The following is a 17387-nucleotide window of genomic DNA, read 5'->3' as shown; positions in this document are numbered from 1 at the left end:
CACCAGCACCAGCCACTGCCAAAACCAAAACCAAAGCCAAAGCCAAAGCCCCAGCCAAAGCCACAGCAAAAGCCAAAGCCAAAGCCAAAGCCATAGCTAAAACTAAAGCTAAAGCTAAAGCCAAAACAGAAAACCCGGCTTTCGCCGGGCTTTCCTCAAACATCAACTGCCGGCGAAAAACTTACTCGCCCGCGGCGTGACGCTCTTCAGCTTCCAGAATCTTCTGCTGATCAAAGAAGGCGATGATGTCCTTCATGATCGGCCAGGTACCTTCACGACCCAGCGCCGACACCAGATACCACGGGCCGGTCCAACCAAGCTCCTTGATGATCTGCTCAGCCGCTGCCTTGGCCTCGTCCTCGAACATCAGGTCGGCCTTGTTCAGCACCAGCCAACGCGGCTTCTCCAGCAGTTCCGGGTCATGCTTGCCCAGCTCGCGCTCGATCGCACGCACCTGCTCAACCGGGGAGATGCCCTCAACCCCACCTTCCATCGGCGAGATGTCGACGAGGTGCAGCAACAGACGGGTGCGCTGCAGATGGCGCAGGAACTGCGCGCCCAAGCCAGCACCATCAGCCGCACCCTCGATCAGGCCCGGAATATCGGCGATCACGAAGCTGCGGTAATTCTCTACCTTCACCACACCCAGGTTCGGGTACAAGGTGGTGAACGGGTAATCAGCGACCTTCGGCGTCGCCGCCGAGACGGCGCGAATCAAGGTGCTCTTGCCCGCATTCGGGAAGCCCAGCAGACCCACGTCGGCCAGCAGCTTCAGCTCCAGCTTGAGCAGGCGCTCCTCGCCCTCTTCACCCGGCAGCGCCTGACGCGGCGCGCGGTTGGTGGAGCTCTTGAAATGCATGTTGCCGAGGCCACCCTTGCCGCCCTTGGCCACCAGCAGGCGGTCGCCATGCGTGGTCATGTCGCCAATGACTTCGTCGGTGTCGACATTCATCACCACGGTGCCGACCGGCACGGTGATGACCAGGTCTTCGCCGCCCTTGCCATACGCCTGACGGCCCATGCCGTTCTCGCCACGCTGCGCCTTGAAGATGCGGTCATGACGGAAGTCGACCAGGGTGTTCAGGTTCTCGTCGGCACGGATCCAGACGCTGCCGCCATTGCCGCCATCGCCACCATCCGGACCACCGAGCGGAATGAACTTTTCGCGGCGAAAGCCGATACAGCCATTGCCGCCTTTGCCAGCGATGACTTCGATCTCCGCTTCGTCTACAAGTTTCATGAATTTAACGCCGGGATTGGGAAATGGGGATTGGGGAATAACAGAAGCAGGTACAGCCCATTATCGGCCCTGCACCCCGGAATGTCGGGGTTCCAACGAAAAACCCCGCCGAAGCGGGGCTCTCGTCAGCAGCCCACACCGGAGTATGGGCGGCTTGCGCGTACGGAATTAAGCTTCCGTGACAACGCTGACGGTACGGCGCTTGTTGGCACCCTTCACCGTGAACTCAACCTTGCCATCGACCAGCGCGAACAGCGTGTGGTCACGGCCCAGGCCGACGCCTGCACCCGGGTGGAACTGGGTGCCGCGCTGACGCACGATGATGTTGCCAGCTTCGATGGCCTGGCCACCGAAGATCTTGACGCCGAGGTATTTCGGGTTGGAATCGCGACCGTTGCGCGAGGAACCTACGCCCTTTTTATGTGCCATGACGGATTCTCCTTAGCAATTAGCCGGCGATGCCGGTGATTTCGATTTCGGTGTAGTACTGACGGTGACCCTGACGCTTCATGTGGTGCTTGCGGCGACGGAACTTGATGATCCGGACCTTGTCGGCGCGGCCGTGGGCCACAACCTTGGCGGTCACCGAAGCGCCCTTCAGCGCGTCACCCAGCTTGATGCCGTCGGCATCGCCGAGCATCAGGATGTTGTCAAACTTGATCTCGTTGCCAGCTTCGACTTCGAGTTTTTCCACGCGCAGGGTTTCACCCTGAACGACGCGGTACTGCTTACCGCCAGTTACCAGAACTGCATACATGACCAGACTTCCTCTGTAGTTATTGTGGTCGCCTTGCCCGCCATCGAGGGCGGACAGAAGCGGGATTTTACCGGGCAGACCGAGCTCGGGTCAACCCACCCCCTGCCCTGACCCGCCAGGCCTGAACCCCGGTTCAGGCCCGCAGCCGGCATCCGGCCCACTGGCGGGAAACAGCACTGGCAAAACTGGCAATTGCCCCCAAATCACAAGGCCGCTAGGCTGATTGACTGCCGTCAGCGACGCCCCCACACCTCCTGCTACCGGCCCAGCCGGCAGCAGTCCAAATCGGATTTCCCATGGCGATGGATTTCATCCGCATCCGCGGTGCGCGGACGCACAACCTCAAGAACATCGACCTCGACCTGCCTCGCGACAAACTGATCGTGATCACCGGACTGTCCGGCTCGGGCAAGTCCTCGTTGGCGTTCGACACCATCTATGCCGAGGGCCAGCGCCGCTATGTCGAGTCGCTGTCGGCGTATGCGCGGCAGTTCCTGAGCGTGATGGAGAAGCCCGACCTGGACCACATCGAAGGCCTGTCGCCGGCGATCTCCATCGAGCAGAAGTCGACCTCGCATAACCCGCGCTCCACCGTCGGCACCATCACCGAGATCTACGACTACCTGCGCCTGCTCTACGCCCGCGTCGGCAGCCCGCGCTGCCCGGACCATGGCTACCCGCTGGAAGCGCAGACCGTCAGCCAGATGGTCGACCAGGTCCTGACCCTGGATCCGGAGCAACGCTACATGCTGTTGGCGCCGGTGATCCGTGATCGCAAGGGCGAACACGCCCAGGTCTTCGACCAGCTGCGTGCGCAGGGCTTCGTGCGTGTACGCGTTGACGGCGAGCTGTATGAAATCGATGAAGTGCCGGCGCTGACCCTGCGCCAGAAGCACACCATCGAGGCCGTGGTGGATCGTTTCCGTCCGCGCGAAGACATCAAGCAGCGCCTGGCCGAAAGCTTTGAGACCGCGCTCAAGCTGGGCGATGGCATGGCCACGGTGATGACCCTGGATGCCGCCGACAGCACGCCGCAGCTGTTCTCCTCCAAGTACAGCTGCCCGGTCTGTGATTACGCGCTGCCGGAGCTGGAACCGCGCCTGTTCTCGTTCAATTCGCCGGTCGGCGCCTGCCCGGGCTGCGATGGGCTGGGCGTGGCCGAGTTCTTCGACCCGAACCGCGTGGTGGTGCATCCGGAGCTGTCGCTGGCCGCCGGTGCGGTGCGTGGCTGGGACCGTCGCAATGCCTACTACTTCCAGCTGATCGCCTCGCTGGCCAAGCACTACAAGTTCGATGTGGACGCCAGCTGGCAGTCGCTGTCGGACAACGTGAAGCAGGCCGTGCTGTACGGCAGCGGCGAAGAGCAGATCACCTTCACCTATTTCACCGAAGCCGGTGGTCGCAACCAGCGCAAGCACCGCTTCGAAGGCATCATCCCCAACCTTGAGCGCCGTTACCGCGAGACCGAATCGCCTGCGGTGCGTGAGGAGCTGGCCAAGTACATCAGCTCGCGGCCGTGCCCGGAGTGCAAGGGCGCGCGCTTGAACAAGGCCGCGCGCAACGTGTTTGTCGCCGACCGACCGCTGCCGGAAATCGCGGTGCTGCCGATCGACGAAGCCAAGCGCTTCTTCAGCGAGCTGAGCCTGCCCGGTTGGCGTGGCGAGATCGCCACCAAGATCGTCAAGGAAATCGGTGAGCGACTCGGCTTCCTGGTCGACGTCGGCCTGGACTACCTGACCCTGGAGCGCAAGGCCGATACCTTGTCCGGCGGCGAAGCACAGCGCATTCGTCTTGCCTCGCAGATCGGCGCCGGCCTGGTCGGCGTGATGTACGTGCTGGACGAGCCGTCCATTGGCCTGCACCAGCGAGACAACGAGCGCCTGCTCGGCACCCTCACCCGCCTGCGCGACCTGGGCAATACAGTGATCGTGGTCGAGCACGACGAAGACGCGATCCGGCTGGCCGATTACGTGGTCGACATCGGCCCGGGCGCAGGTGTGCACGGCGGCGAGATCGTCGGCCAGGGCCAGCTGCAGGACCTGCTGGATGCACCGCGTTCGCTGACCGGCCAGTACCTGTCCGGCAAACGCCAGATCGAGATCCCGGCGCGCCGCCACAAGCCCAACCCGAAGATGACGCTGCGCCTGCGTGGCGCCAGCGGCAACAACCTGAAGAACGTGGACCTGGATATTCCGTCCGGCCTGCTGACCTGCGTCACCGGCGTGTCCGGCTCGGGCAAGTCGACGCTGATCAACGACACCTTGTTCTCGCTGGCGGCGAACGAGATCAACGGTTCTTCGCACCCCATCGCCAAGTACAAGAGCGTCGAGGGGCTGGACCTGTTCGACAAGGTCGTCGACATCGACCAGTCGCCAATCGGCCGCACCCCGCGTTCCAATCCGGCAACCTACACCGGCCTGTTCACGCCGCTGCGTGAGCTGTACGCGCAGGTGCCGGAGGCGCGTGCGCGTGGTTATTCGCCGGGCCGTTTCAGCTTCAACGTGCGCGGCGGCCGCTGCGAGGCCTGTCAGGGCGATGGCCTGATCAAGGTGGAAATGCACTTCCTGCCGGACGTGTATGTGCCTTGCGACGTGTGCCACGGCAAGCGCTACAACCGCGAGACGCTGGAGATCCTCTACAAGGGCTTCAACATCAACGACGTGCTGGAAATGACCGTCGAAGATGCACTGCGCCTGTTCGAGCCGGTACCGTCGATCGCACGCAAGCTGGAAACGCTGATGGACGTGGGCCTGAGCTACATCAAGCTCGGCCAGAGCGCGACCACGCTGTCCGGTGGTGAAGCACAGCGCGTGAAGCTGTCCAAGGAACTGTCCCGTCGCGATACCGGCCGCACCCTGTACATCCTCGACGAGCCGACCACCGGCCTGCATTTCCACGACATCGAGGCCCTGCTCGGCGTGCTGCACAAGCTGCGCGACGAGGGCAACACCGTGGTGGTGATCGAGCACAACCTGGACGTGATCAAGACTGCGGACTGGATCGTCGATCTTGGTCCGGAAGGCGGCCATCGCGGCGGCACGGTGCTGGTCACCGGCACGCCGGAAGACGTGGCGGCACATCCGGACTCCTACACCGGCCAGTTCCTGGCCAAGATGCTGCCTTCGACCAGCGCGCGCCCGGAACAACCTGCGGCCGTGGCCAACAAGCCTGATGCGCGTCCGCCGCGCAAGGAAAAGCCGGTCAAGAAAGCAGCAGCCAATAAGGCTGCCGCCCCCGCCAAGAAGAAGGCTGCAAAATGAGCAACGAGCACAAGCAACTGGCCCGCGTACCGATCAGCGTGCGTTGGCGCGACATGGACTCGATGGGCCACGTCAACAACGCCAAGTACGTTTCGTATCTGGAAGAGGCGCGCGTGCGCTGGATGCTGGGCGTGGAAGGCGTGTCGATGACCGACCGCATCGCGCCGGTGGTGGCCAATACCAACATCAACTATCGCCTGCCGATCGTGTGGCCAAACGACATCGTGGTCGAGTTGTTTGTCGAGCGCCTGGGCAATAGCAGCGTGACCATTGGTCACCGCATTGTTGACCAGAACGACGACAGCAAGCTGTATTCGGACGGCAACGTGGTGGTGGTCTGGATGGATACGCAGACCGGCAAGAGTGCGCCCTTGCCGGAGGCTGTTCGGGGTGCTTCGAGCTGAGCCCGCCTGACCCTTCCCCCTCCGGGAGAAGGTGCCCCGAAGGGGCGGATGAGGGTCGGTTCAGCACTGGGGTTGTTGGCAGCGCGGCGCTTCTACCCTCTCCCCAACCCCTCTCCCGGTGGGAGAGGGGCTCAAGCTGCAGTTGCAGGCATCACGCGGACCTCCCCGCGTTCGCGCAGCCTTACTTCAAGGCAACCTTCGGAAAATCCACCGGCACATCCAGCGCCACGTTGATGTAGTTGGTGAATAGGTTCAACGCCACATGCGCGAGAATCTCGACGATCTGCTCGTCGCCGAAGCCCACGCTACGCAGCTCAGCCACATCGGCGTCATCCAGCTGCGCACGCTGCTCCACGACTTTCAGCGCGAAACGGAGCGCGGCGGCGGTACGCGAATCCTCGGACTGCCCCACCTGCGCCGATGCCATCTCAGCCGCACTGGCACCCGCCTTCTGCCCCAGCACGGTATGCGCGGCCAGGCAGTATTCGCAGCTGTTGCGGTTGGCGATGGCAACAGCAAGCTGCTCGCCCAGCTTGCTGCCAAGGCTGCCCTTGCCCAGCGCGCCAAACGCAGCCCACATGCTCTGCAATGCAGCCGGGGAGTTGGACACCGCCTTGAACATGTTCGGCGTCGCGCCGAAGGCCTGGTGGATCTGCGCCAGCAGTGGCTGGCTGGCGGCGGGGGCGGTCCGGGTTTCCAGATTGATGCGTGACATGGTGATCTCCTGTTCGGTTTGAATGGTTGCCGGGCCATCAGCCCGTGGAAGAAGTATCCCGTCGCGGATCGAACGATTTGATACGATCAGTCCATCAAACAAACCAATTGATACAGATGAGCAATCTCCCGCCCGTGGATCGCCTGGCAGGCGTCCTGGAGAACTTCCGCTTCCAGGCCCAGCTGTTCCACTCCGGCCCGCTGTGCGGGCTGACCAGCTTCGATGCGGGTGAAGGACACGCCTACCTGCACGTACTGCGGCGTGGCCAGCTCGAGGTCAGCCATCCCGGCAGCCGCGATATCCCGGCCTCGATGCACTTCGAGGAGCCGACGCTGCTGTTCTATCCGCGACCGTTCAGCCATCGCTTCCACAACCCACCGCGCGAGGGCGCTGACTTCACCTGTGCACGCCTGGACTTCGATGGCGGCATCGCCCATCCGCTGGTGCGTGGCCTGCCCTCGCTGATCGCGTTGCCGCTGGCACGCATCCCCGGCCTGGCAATGACGCTGGAACTGCTGTTCAACGAGACCGACAACGTCCGCTGCGGTCAGCGGCTGCTGACCGATCGCCTGTTCGAAGTCGTGGTCATCCAGCTCCTTCGCTGGCTGCTGGATCATCCGCAGGAAGCAGGAATACCCGCCGGCTTCATCACCGGGCTGTCGGATCAGCGTCTGTCGCGCGCCTTGGCCGCCATGCACGATCGTCCCGGCGAGAGCTGGACACTCAGCAGCCTCGCCGAACAGGCAGGCATGTCGCGCACCGCATTTGCCAACAGTTTTCGCGACATCGTCGGACAGACGCCGCTGGACTACCTCACCGATTGGCGCATCGCACTGGCCCAGCGCCGGCTGCGGCAAGGCCGGCCGATCAAGACGCTGGCCGACGAGCTGGGCTATGCCAATGCCTCGGCGCTGTCGCGGGTATTCGCCTCCAGAACCGGGATGTCGCCGCGCGACTGGCTGAAGCAGGCCGATGCCTGATCAGCGCGCGGGCGGCTCGCGTCGTACCTGCAGCATGCCGTCCACCTTGGTTCCATCTTCCAGGCTCAGCCGCAACGGCAACTGCGCGCCTTCCGTCAGCGACACTTCCGGTTGCATCAGCATCAAGTGCAGACCGCCGGGCTTCAGCTCGGCAACTGCCCCGGCAGCAATCGGCAAGCGCTCGATCTCCCGCATCCGACTGACGCCCTGTACCACCGTGGTTTCATGCAACGACACATCAGCAAAGGCCTTGCTGCCCGCACCGACGACAACCACCTCGCTGGCGCAGCCGTTGCGGATGCGCGCAAAGCCCGCCGCCATTCGCATCGCCGCCGGCGTCAACCGCACCCAGCCCTGTTCCACGGTCACACAGGCCGGTGCTGCAGCCGCGGCCTCGAACGCACACAAGGCCAACAGTACGCCCACGAATGGTTTGGTTATCATCAGGCCACGACTCCTTGCCGTACGAGAACCTGCAGCATGACCACGCTCATCGAAGTGATCAACCATGGCCCCATCCGTGAACTGCGCCTGGCGCGGCCGCCGGTCAACGCGCTGGACACCGAACTGTGCCGCGCACTGATTGCCGCCGTCACCGTGGCCATGACCGACGACGTGCACGGCATCGTGCTGTCCGGCAGCGAGCGCATCTTCACCGGCGGCATGGATGTGCCGCACCTGCTCTCGCATGGCGATGACAAGCGCAAATTGATGGACAGCTGGCAGGCCTTCTTCGGTGCCGCCCGCGTGCTGGCCGAAAGCCGCGTGCCTGTAGTTGCCGCGCTGACCGGCCACTCACCGGCCGGCGGTTGTGTGCTGGCACTGTGCTGCGATTACCGGGTGATGGCGCGCAGCACCGACCCGGCCAAGCCCTATGTGATCGGCCTGAACGAGGTACAGGTCGGCCTGGTCGCGCCGGAAGGCATCCAACGCCTGATGCGCCGCGTGGTCGGCCACCACCGCGCCGGCGTCTTGCTGACCGGCGGCCAGCTGGTCAGCGCCGAGCGCGCCCTGGAAATCGGCCTGGTCGATGAACTGGCTGACGGCGCAGCGCAGGTGGTCGATCGCGCCATCGGCTGGCTGCAGGCCCAACTCAAGCTGCCGCCGCAGCCGATGCTGCAGACCCGCGCCATCGCCCGCGCCGACCTGCATGAGGCCATGCAGGCCGAACACATCCAGCTGGAACGCTTTGTCGAGGCGTGGTTCTCGCCGGATGCGCAGGGCGCTTTACAGGCCTTGGCGGCTCGCCTGGGCAAGAACTAGGGATTCGGGAGTTGGGATTGGGGATTGGCAGCGGTGACATGCCGGGTGCTGCCCTGCCTGCGTTGCCCCGTCCCCGCTCGCCTATAATCGCGGCCTGTCGAAAAGAAGGCCGCCGCCTTGTCCAACACGCCTGAACCCGTGGTCTCCGAACTGATTGACCTGCTGTCGCTGGAGCGGCTGGAGGACAACCTGTTCCGCGGCCAGAGCCGCGATATCGGCACCAAATACGTGTTCGGCGGGCAGGTGCTGGGGCAGGCGCTGGCCGCCGCCCAGGCCACGGTCGAGAACGGCCGCCACGTGCATTCGCTGCACGCCTATTTCCTGCGTGCGGGCAACATCGACCACCCCATCGTCTATGACGTGGACCGCACCCGTGATGGCGGCAGCTTCTCGGTACGCCGGGTCACCGCCATCCAGCACGGCAAGGTGATTTTCTTCTGCGCGGCCTCGTTCCAGCAGGCCGAGCGTGGTGCCGAACACCAGCACAAGATGCCGGATGTACCGCAGCCGGAGGACATCGAGCCGAGCCGTCCACTGCCGGCCGATGTGCTGGAGCGCTTGCCGGTGAAGGTGCAGCGCTGGCTTTCGCGCGGCGGTCCGTTCGAATTCCGCCACGTCTATCCGCGCGACGAACTGAACCCGCCCAAGCGCCCGCCCTATCACCAGGTGTGGCTGCGCTTGAACGAGAAGATCGGCGATGCGCCGGAGCTGCACCAGGCGCTGTTGGCCTACGCCTCCGACTTCCATCTGCTCGGCACGGCCACCTTCCCGCACGGCATCAGCTACTACCAGCCGCATGTGCAGATGGCCTCGCTCGACCATGCGATCTGGTTCCACCGCCCGTTCCGCGCCGACGACTGGCTGCTGTACTCGCTGGACAGCCCCAGCGCGCAGGATTCGCGCGGTCTGGCGCGTGGCCAGTTCTATACCCGCGATGGCGTGCTGGTCGCCAGCACCGCACAGGAAGGCCTGATCCGCGTGACCCCCGACGACAACGAAGCGAGCAAGGGCTGAACCATGCGCAAGATTTTCAGCAGCCAGCGCGTCGAGAACGCCGAGGGCGTAGCGCAGATCCTGCGTGATGCCGGTATCGAGGTGCGCGTCACCAACGGCCGCTCGTATCACAGCAAGCGCCGCGGCCAGTTCAGCTATACCGACAAGGTCAACAACGAGAACCTGCCTTCGGTCTGGGTGGTGCATGCCAACGACCAGCCGCGTGCGCGCGAGATCCTGCGCGACAAGCGCCTGCTCGACACCACCCGCCGCGACCATCCCACCGCGGAATACGCTTTCCGCGAAACACCCGGTGAAACCAGCAATGGCCGCAGTTGGGCGTGGCGCATCCGCATCGCTTTGCTGGTGGTGATTGCCGGCGTGGCGCTGGTGATCATGATGCGCCATCGCACTGCGCCCGCGCCTGCAGCCACAGCCCCCGCCAACCCGGCACAGGCACAACCGGCCCAGCCGCAACCGGGCGAAGACGAGTTCCGCGTGCGCATCCAGTCCCAGCCCGACACCCCGCCCGCACCGGCACCGGCACCGGAAAAATAATCGGTCACATCGGGCTTCGGTGCCCGTCCTGTTTGGCAGTACCGTCGAAAAGGCCTGTCCGATGAGCACCGAAACGCTGGAAATCCTGCTGCAGAACGAGCTGCCTGCCGCCCGCCAGGGCTGCACGCAGTCCTATGGGCGCATCGTGATGGCCTGCCAGAACACGGTGACCGCCATCGCCCTGGCCATCACCCGCGATGTGCAGGCCAGCGAGGACATCGCCCAGGAAGCCTTCATCAAGGCCTGGCAGCAGCTCACCCAGCTCAACAACAGTTCCAGCTTCCTGCCCTGGCTGCGGCAGATCACCCGCAACCTGGCCCGCGACTGGCTGCGCGCCAACCGCAACCGTCCGCTCAGCGGCGAGGCTGCGGAAATCGCCATCAGCATGGCCGCCGATCCCTCGCCCAACGGTGTCGACGCGATGGCGCGGGTGGAGGAAGAACTGGTCGCCGAGGAAATCATCTCGGCCCTGCCCGAGGACAGCCGCGAAGCGTTGCTGCTGTACTACCGCGAAGGGCAGAGTTCGCAGCAGGTGGCCATGCTGCTGGGCCTGAGCGATGCCGCTGTGCGCAAGCGTCTGTCGCGCGCTCGTGCCAGCGTGCGCGAGGAGATGCTCAAGCGCTTCGGTGAATTCGCCCGCAGCTCTGCGCCGAGCGCCGCTTTCGCTGCCTTGGTCAGCTCGGCACTGATGTTGGCAGCGCCTGGCGTAGCCAGCGCTGCGATCATTGCCAGTGGTGCAGGAGTTGCCGGCACCAGTGCTGGCAAACTGGGAATCGGCAGTCTTGGCATCAACACCGCCGGCAGCGGCGCGGCCGCAGGAACACTCGGCGCTACCGTAAATGCGCTGTTCCCGAATCCTTTCGATCTATGGATAGTGGCCGGCGCAGTCGTGTTTGGCACGCTCGGGGCCTATCTCACCAATCTCTACCTGCTGCACTATGCCGAGACGCCGGAGGAAACCCAGCGTGTTCGCCGTTTCATGCGCCTGCACACCATCGGCGCCTTCGTGTTCTGCATCTGTGCCATGGCCGGCGTAGTGTTCCGCATGGGTCTGGTTGGCGGACTGCTGACTCTGGCAATAGGCATGGCCGTATTGAACTACCAGTACCTGGTCACGCTGCCGCGCGTGATGGCGCCGATGCTTGCACGTGACGCGGCTCGCCATGGCCGCAAGGGTCCGTCCTGGATCTATCAGAGCATGTTCGGTCGCAGCGCCGTGGTCAGCGCATCGCTGCTGGCGGTTGCGGCGACGCTGTACGCGCTGCTGCAGCACTGAACTCCAGCAACAAAACACCCCCGCTGTTGCCAGCGGGGGTGTTGTCGATCGGCGCCTTTGTAGAACTTACTTCGCAGCCGGAGCCTGCGGCGGCATCGGGCCGCGCGGGCCACGATGCTCGCGATGCCCATCCTTCCGTGCAGCCTGAAGTTCTTCCGGGCTCAACTTGCCATCCTTGTTGGTATCGGCCTTGGCAAACCACTCCGCACGACGCTGTTCAGCGCGGGCCTGGCGATCAGCCTGATCGATATAGCCGTCCTTGTTGACGTCCAGACGGGTGAAGTTGGCCTGGTACTCGGCGGCACTGATGCGGCCGTCGTTGTCGGTATCCATGCCACGCATGAAGCCGCCATCACGCGGCCCGCGGTGGCCGCCGTGGCGATCACCGCCGTGACGCCCGCCGTGCCGCATCTGCGCCATTTCCTCGCGCGACAGCTTGCCGTCCTTGTTCCTGTCCAACTCGTCGAAACGCTGTGCCAGATGCGGACGGGCCGCTGCTTCCTGGCGATCAACCACGCCATCATTGTTGGCATCCAGGCGCTGCGGCGCCGGGCTGGTGCTGGTCGGCGCAGCCGCGAACACCAAGCCGGTCGCCGAGGTGGCCAGCAGCATCGCCAGCAGGAGGAGAGGTTTGCGGTGGGTCTTGGTCATGGTGTTGCTCCGTGGTGAGGCTGCGGACGCGGCATTGCGTCCTCGCTACGGTCAACGCACCAGCCATCGGCTTGGTTGACCTGCGTACCGGCCATATTCATCACGCAGACAGGCGCAGGTTTTGCGACGCGCCACGGCTATGCTGTACGCATGGCAGCCCACGGCGAAAACAACGAAGAACTGCGCCTGTTCCAGACCGGCGAGCACGCTTGCGGCTACTGGCCGGAACGACAGGCACGCGACCTTGTGCTGGACCCCCAGGACGAGCGGCTGGGCGCGCTTTACCCGATGGCATTGACCTGGGGCTTCCGCCGCTCCGGCGATCTGGTCTACCGCCCGCACTGCGAAGGTTGCCGCGCCTGCGTGCCGGTACGCATTCCCGTGGAGCGCTTCAACCCGGACCGCAGCCAGCGCCGCTGCCTGGCGCACAACGCCGACCTGCAATGCCGGATCCTGCCTGCCGAGCGTACCGACGAACAGTTCGCCCTGTATCAGCGCTACCTGTCCCACCGCCATGCCAAGGGTGGCATGGACGAGCATGGCCCGCATGAGTTCGACCAGTTCCTGATCGGCAGCTGGTCACATGGCCGCTTCATGGAAATCCGCGCGCCCGGCGTGGCCGGAAAACGCGGGCAGCTGCTGGCTGTCGCCGTCACCGACGTCACCGACCTCGGCCTGTCGGCGGTCTATACGTTCTTTGATCCGGACCAGGAAAAACGCAGCCTGGGCACCTTCGGCATCCTGCAGCAGATCGCCTGGGCCAAGCGCAACGGCTTGCCACATCTGTACCTGGGCTATTGGATCAACGGCCACCGCAAGATGGACTACAAGCGCCGCTTCCATCCGCTGGAGTATTTCGACGGCAAGCGCTGGCTGCAGGGCGAACAGGGCCTTGGCAACGACCAACGTTGATTGGGAGGCAGCTCAATGGCGACTTGCGTTGATGCACATTTAACCGGGATTTATGCAGAATGGGAATGTCATCGCGCATCGTGATGACGCAAGGAAGTATCCATTCAACAGGAGCAATGCGTGAAGACCCAATTTTTGATTCTGGCTGCCATTGGCACCCTGGCCCTCGCCGGCTGCAAGAAGGCAGAGACCCCGGCCACCGAGGCGCCAGCAGCCAACCCGACCGCTGCCGCCGAAGTCACCCCGGCGCCGTCAACCGACACCGTCAAGGCCGGCACCGGCGTTCCGGAATGCGACCAGTACCTGGAAAAGGTCTACGCATGCATCAGCGACAAGGTGCCCGAAGCCCAGCGTGACATGATGAAGCAGGGCATCGAGCAGTCGCGTAGCGCCTGGGCTGGCGTGACCGACAAGACCGAGCTGGCCAACCAGTGCAAGACCGCGCTGGAACAGGCCAAGACCAGCTTCGGCGCGATGGGCTGCACGTTCTAAGCAACGTAACAGCGCCATCCATGGACGCCCCGCATGCGGGGCGTTCGTGTTTTCGCAGCTTCGCTTTTTCGCCTCATCGTCATGACGACGTGAGAAAATCGGCGGATGCGCATCTCAACCCTACTCGCCCCGATGACCCTGCTGTTGGCAGCCTGTTCCACCACACCCAGCGGCAGCGCCAGCGCGCCTGCCCAGCTCCGGCTGGCAACCTACAACACCTCGCTGTACTCCGAGGAGGAAGGCGGCCTGATCCGCGAACTGCAGGGCGACAGCGCGCACGCGCGCAAGATCGCTGCTGTGCTGCAGCAGACGCGACCGGATCTGGTCCTGCTCAATGAATTCGACTTCGACGACGCCCACCGCGCCGCCGACCTGTTCCAGCAACGCTATCTTGAAGTCGCCCAGCCCGGCGGCGGCGAAGCGCTCAAGTACCCGTATCGCTACCTGGCACCGGTCAACACCGGCGTGCCCAGCGGACTGGACCTGGACAACAACGGCACCGTCGGCGGCAAAGGCCGCGAGCGTGGCAACGACGCCTGGGGTTACGGCCTGCACCCGGGCCAATACGGCATGCTGGTGCTGTCCAAGTACCCGATCGATGAAGCTTCCGTACGCACGTTCCAGCTGTTGAAGTGGAGCACCCTGCCCGGCGCCTTGCGACCGATCGAGCCGAGCACCGGCAAATCGTTCTGGCCGGACGCGGTGTGGTCGCAGCTGCGGCTCTCCTCCAAGTCGCATTGGGACGTGCCGGTGCGCACCCCGCTCGGCACCGTGCACGTGCTGGCATCGCACCCCACCCCGCCGGTGTTCGACGGCAAGGAAAAGCGCAACGCCGCCCGCAACCACGACGAACTGCGGCTGTGGAAGGAGTACCTGGACGGCGGCGACAAGCCGTGGCTGTGCGATGACAAGGGCAGCTGCGGTGGCCTGGCTGCCGATGCACGCTTCGTCATCGTTGGCGACTTGAACAACGATCCGGCCGATGGCGACGGCCGCCACGACGCCATCCTCGAACTGCTGGAACACCCGCGCGTGCTGCGCTACCCGACGCCGACCAGCGTCGGTGCCGAGCAGACCAGCCTGGCCTACGCGGAGAAAGGCATTGTCCGCCGCGGCGCGCCGCAGCACGCCACCGGTGATTTCGGCCCGCGCTCAGGCACCATGCGCCTGGACTATGTACTGCCGTCCACCGGCTTGAGCTATATCGGCAGCGGCGTGTTCTGGCCCGCCAACGACAGCTCGGAAGCGAAGATCGCCGATGGCAGCGATCACCACCTTGTCTGGGTGGATGTGAAGTAAAAGAAAACGCCGGCTAAGCCGGCGTTTTTTTGTGCCTGGATGTTGTGGGAGCGGCGTAAGCCGCGAAGCTCGTACATCACCAGATGACGATGCATCCCGCCGCTGCAGCATTGCCAGCTTCGCGGCTTACATCGCTCCCACAAGCATACGGCTGACTGCTGGTGTGGGAGCTGGATCACAGCAGCTAAGCCTTACCCCTCCCCAACCCTCCCCTTGCCTTCGGCAAAGGGAGGGAGCAGATCTCAGCGCAGCTCGATTCCAATCGTCGCTGCCGCATCACGCGCAATCGCACGCGCCTGATCCACATCAGCGGCACGCGCCAGGGTCACGCCAACACGCCGCTGGCCCTGCACCATCGGCTTGCCAAACAGGCGCAGCGCCGAATCCGGATGGATCAATGCTTCGGCCACGTTGCTGAAGAACGGCACGCCGTTGCCCTGCGCCAACATCGCGCACGATGCAGATGCACCGTTGTGGCGGATGGTCGGGATCGGCAGGCCAAGAATGGCGCGCGCGTGCAGCGCGAACTCGCTCAGCTCCTGCGATACCAGGGTGACCAGGCCAGTGTCGTGCGGACGCGGCGAGACCTCGCTGAACCACACCGCATCGCCCTTCACGAACAACTCGACACCGAACAGCCCCCAACCACCAAGGTCATCGGTGATGGCGCGGGCAATCTGCTGCGCACCTTCCAGCGCCTTGGCCGACATCGCCTGCGGCTGCCAGCTTTCGCGGTAATCGCCATCCCTCTGCAGATGGCCGACCGGATCGCAGAACGCGGTACCTCCGGCATGACGCACGGTCAGCAGGGTGATCTCGTAATCGAAGTCGATGAAGCCTTCGACGATGCAGCGGCCGGCACCGGCGCGACCGCCGGTCTGCGCGTATTCCCACGCCGGGCCGATGTCGGCCTCGCTGCGCAGCGTGCTCTGGCCCTTGCCCGAGGACGACATCACCGGCTTGACCACGCACGGCAAGCCGATCGCGGCAACGGCCTCGCGGTACTCGGCCTCGGTATCGACGAAGCGGTAGGGCGAGGTCGGCAGGCCCAGGGTTTCCGCGGCCAGGCGGCGGATGCCTTCGCGGTCCATGGTCAGGCGCGCGGCACGCGCGGTCGGGATCACCCGCAGGCCCTGCTCGGCTTCCAGCTGCACCAGGGTTTCGGTGTGGATGGCCTCGATCTCGGGCACCACCAGGTGTGGCTGCTCCTGCGCGATCAAGGCCTTCAGTGCGGCCGGGTCGAGCATGTCCAGCACATGGCTGCGGTGCGCAACCTGCATGGCCGGGGCATTGGCGTAGCGGTCCGCGGCAATCACTTCCACCCCGAAACGCTGCAGCTCGATGGCCACTTCCTTGCCCAGTTCGCCCGAACCAAGCAACAGGACGCGGGTAGCGGATGGGGACAACGGGGTACCGAGGGTGATCATCAGGCAGGTCCGGAAGGCACAAAAGAGGGTGCCTATTCTAGGCAAGCCGGCGCGGCGAGCGGACATCGTAGCCCGGGGCAGCGTCAGCACACCCAGGGAGTGAGCGGAACTACCGTGGCGATTACGGGCCAGCTTACTCCCCGGGTGCGCTGCCGCTTACCCGGGCTACGGGTTTCCGGCCCTGCGGGGAGCCTCGTCAAAACCGCTTGCATGTTGATATCAATTTGATATCTTTCATTCCAACCACCACGGAAGATGTGCCATGAAAGAGAAGTCCCTCGGTTCCATTACCGGTATTCCCACCCTCCTCGGCACCTTGCTGATGATGCTGGCCGGCACCGCTGCCATCGTCGGTGCGGTCGTGGTCACCAAGAACGGCACCGGTGGCGGCGGGATGCTGGTGCTCGGCGGCATCGCATTGCTGGTTGTTGGCATCTTCCTCAGCTGCGGCCTGTACATGGTCCAGCCCAACCAGGTGGCCGTGATCAGCCTGTTCGGCAAGTACGTGGGCACGGTCAAGGACAACGGCCTGCGCTGGAACAACCCTTTCTTCAGCAAGCGCACCGTCAGCCAGCGCGTGCGTAACTTCGAGAGCGGCAAGCTCAAGGTCAATGAACTGGACGGCTCGCCGATCGAGATCGCAGCGGTCATCGTCTGGCAGGTAATCGATGCCTCCGAAGCGGTCTACAACGTCGACGACTACGAGAGCTTCGTGCACATCCAGTCCGAATCGGCACTGCGTGCGATGGCCACCAGCTATCCCTATGACCAGCACACCGAAGGCCAGCTTGCCCTGCGCAGCCACGCCGCCGAGATCTCCCAGCACCTGAAGGATGAGCTGGCCGAGCGCCTGGCCGATGCCGGCGTGCAGGTACTTGATGCCCGCATCAGTCACCTTGCCTACGCCCCGGAAATCGCCCAGGCCATGCTGCAGCGCCAGCAGGCCAGCGCGGTGATCGCAGCACGCACGCAGATCGTCGCCGGTGCCGTCGGCATGGTCGAGATGGCACTGCTGGAACTGCAGAAGAACGCCGTCGTCACCCTCGACGAAGAGCGCAAGGCACACATGGTCAGCAACCTGTTGACCGTGCTGTGCTCGGACCGTGGCACCCAGCCGATCGTCAATGCCGGTTCGCTGTACTGAACAACGTAGTGAGGTA

The 17387-nt window shown here is 64.3% G+C and carries 18 protein-coding genes; 11 read left to right on the top strand and 7 right to left on the bottom strand.

The window, feature by feature from the left end; translation table 11 throughout:
- Positions 1 to 181: 181 nt before the first annotated feature.
- The 3 genes from obgE to rplU all read right to left on the bottom strand — a co-directional run bounded on the left by obgE (position 182) and on the right by rplU (position 1997).
- A complete protein-coding gene (gene obgE / locus AC1VWL_RS08660; protein WP_482986401.1) occupies positions 182 to 1240 on the bottom strand; it encodes a GTPase ObgE in 1059 nt (352 codons plus the stop codon).
- Positions 1241 to 1408: 168 nt separating this feature from the next.
- Positions 1409 to 1669, bottom strand: a complete 261-nt coding sequence (rpmA, locus tag AC1VWL_RS08655) for a 50S ribosomal protein L27 (RefSeq protein WP_282269141.1) — start codon at positions 1667 to 1669, stop codon at positions 1409 to 1411.
- A 19-nt stretch (positions 1670 to 1688) separates the two neighbouring features.
- On the bottom strand, positions 1689 to 1997 hold the full coding sequence (gene rplU / locus AC1VWL_RS08650) for a 50S ribosomal protein L21 (RefSeq protein ID WP_282269142.1): 309 nt from the start codon (positions 1995 to 1997) through the stop codon (positions 1689 to 1691).
- Between the two features lie 296 nt (positions 1998 to 2293).
- Here rplU and uvrA point away from each other — a divergent pair, with 296 nt between their 5' ends.
- Positions 2294 to 5257 carry an excinuclease ABC subunit UvrA gene (gene uvrA, locus AC1VWL_RS08645; RefSeq protein ID WP_482986400.1) on the top strand — a complete coding sequence of 988 codons (2964 nt, stop codon included), beginning with the start codon at positions 2294 to 2296 and terminating at the stop codon, positions 5255 to 5257.
- Entirely contained in the window at positions 5254 to 5661 is a 408-nt protein-coding gene (locus AC1VWL_RS08640; RefSeq protein WP_296248213.1) for an acyl-CoA thioesterase, read from the top strand. Before uvrA ends, AC1VWL_RS08640 begins: the two co-directional genes overlap by 4 nt.
- A gap of 181 nt (positions 5662 to 5842) precedes the next feature.
- Here AC1VWL_RS08640 and AC1VWL_RS08635 read toward each other — a convergent pair whose 3' ends face one another.
- Positions 5843 to 6376, bottom strand: coding sequence for a carboxymuconolactone decarboxylase family protein (locus AC1VWL_RS08635; protein ID WP_482986399.1), 534 nt, complete (start codon positions 6374 to 6376; stop codon positions 5843 to 5845).
- A gap of 116 nt (positions 6377 to 6492) precedes the next feature.
- Here AC1VWL_RS08635 and AC1VWL_RS08630 point away from each other — a divergent pair, with 116 nt between their 5' ends.
- Positions 6493 to 7356, top strand: coding sequence for a cupin domain-containing protein (locus AC1VWL_RS08630; protein WP_482986398.1), 864 nt, complete (start codon positions 6493 to 6495; stop codon positions 7354 to 7356).
- Here the strand turns inward: AC1VWL_RS08630 and AC1VWL_RS08625 are convergent, their stop codons facing one another.
- The gene (locus tag AC1VWL_RS08625) at positions 7357 to 7800 is read right to left on the bottom strand and encodes a copper chaperone PCu(A)C (RefSeq protein WP_482986397.1); all 444 of its coding nucleotides are present in this window, start codon (positions 7798 to 7800) and stop codon (positions 7357 to 7359) included.
- 36 nt (positions 7801 to 7836) lie between these two features.
- Here AC1VWL_RS08625 and AC1VWL_RS08620 point away from each other — a divergent pair, with 36 nt between their 5' ends.
- The 4 genes from AC1VWL_RS08620 to AC1VWL_RS08605 all read left to right on the top strand — a co-directional run bounded on the left by AC1VWL_RS08620 (position 7837) and on the right by AC1VWL_RS08605 (position 11446).
- The gene (locus tag AC1VWL_RS08620) at positions 7837 to 8619 is read left to right on the top strand and encodes an enoyl-CoA hydratase/isomerase family protein (RefSeq protein WP_481614535.1); all 783 of its coding nucleotides are present in this window, start codon (positions 7837 to 7839) and stop codon (positions 8617 to 8619) included.
- A 117-nt stretch (positions 8620 to 8736) separates the two neighbouring features.
- Positions 8737 to 9633: an acyl-CoA thioesterase II gene (gene tesB, locus AC1VWL_RS08615; protein ID WP_282271430.1), complete on the top strand. Its 897-nt coding sequence runs from the start codon at positions 8737 to 8739 to the stop codon at positions 9631 to 9633.
- A 3-nt stretch (positions 9634 to 9636) separates the two neighbouring features.
- Positions 9637 to 10170, top strand: a complete 534-nt coding sequence (locus AC1VWL_RS08610) for a pathogenicity-like protein (RefSeq protein ID WP_482986396.1) — start codon at positions 9637 to 9639, stop codon at positions 10168 to 10170.
- A 61-nt stretch (positions 10171 to 10231) separates the two neighbouring features.
- Positions 10232 to 11446, top strand: coding sequence for an RNA polymerase sigma factor (locus tag AC1VWL_RS08605; RefSeq protein WP_296248199.1), 1215 nt, complete (start codon positions 10232 to 10234; stop codon positions 11444 to 11446).
- A 66-nt stretch (positions 11447 to 11512) separates the two neighbouring features.
- On the opposite strand, the gene AC1VWL_RS08600 is transcribed toward AC1VWL_RS08605, so the two are convergent.
- On the bottom strand, positions 11513 to 12097 hold the full coding sequence (locus AC1VWL_RS08600) for an EF-hand domain-containing protein (protein ID WP_482986395.1): 585 nt from the start codon (positions 12095 to 12097) through the stop codon (positions 11513 to 11515).
- A 150-nt stretch (positions 12098 to 12247) separates the two neighbouring features.
- On the opposite strand from AC1VWL_RS08600, the gene AC1VWL_RS08595 reads away from it, so the two are divergent.
- From AC1VWL_RS08595 to AC1VWL_RS08585, 3 genes are all read left to right on the top strand, one after another.
- Positions 12248 to 13009, top strand: coding sequence for an arginyltransferase (locus AC1VWL_RS08595; RefSeq protein WP_482986394.1), 762 nt, complete (start codon positions 12248 to 12250; stop codon positions 13007 to 13009).
- Positions 13010 to 13129: 120 nt separating this feature from the next.
- Positions 13130 to 13501, top strand: a complete 372-nt coding sequence (locus tag AC1VWL_RS08590) for a hypothetical protein (protein WP_481614530.1) — start codon at positions 13130 to 13132, stop codon at positions 13499 to 13501.
- 132 nt (positions 13502 to 13633) lie between these two features.
- Positions 13634 to 14800: an endonuclease/exonuclease/phosphatase family protein gene (locus AC1VWL_RS08585; protein WP_482986402.1), complete on the top strand. Its 1167-nt coding sequence runs from the start codon at positions 13634 to 13636 to the stop codon at positions 14798 to 14800.
- A 242-nt stretch (positions 14801 to 15042) separates the two neighbouring features.
- Here AC1VWL_RS08585 and purT read toward each other — a convergent pair whose 3' ends face one another.
- Positions 15043 to 16227, bottom strand: a complete 1185-nt coding sequence (gene purT, locus AC1VWL_RS08580; protein ID WP_482986393.1) for a formate-dependent phosphoribosylglycinamide formyltransferase — start codon at positions 16225 to 16227, stop codon at positions 15043 to 15045.
- Positions 16228 to 16489: 262 nt separating this feature from the next.
- Between purT and AC1VWL_RS08575 the strand changes: the two genes are divergently transcribed.
- Positions 16490 to 17371, top strand: coding sequence for an SPFH domain-containing protein (locus AC1VWL_RS08575; RefSeq protein ID WP_296248186.1), 882 nt, complete (start codon positions 16490 to 16492; stop codon positions 17369 to 17371).
- Positions 17372 to 17387 lie beyond the last annotated feature (16 nt).

This window comes from Stenotrophomonas sp. STEN063 (assembly GCF_056854515.1).
This window is presented reverse-complemented; position numbering and strand designations above follow the sequence as displayed.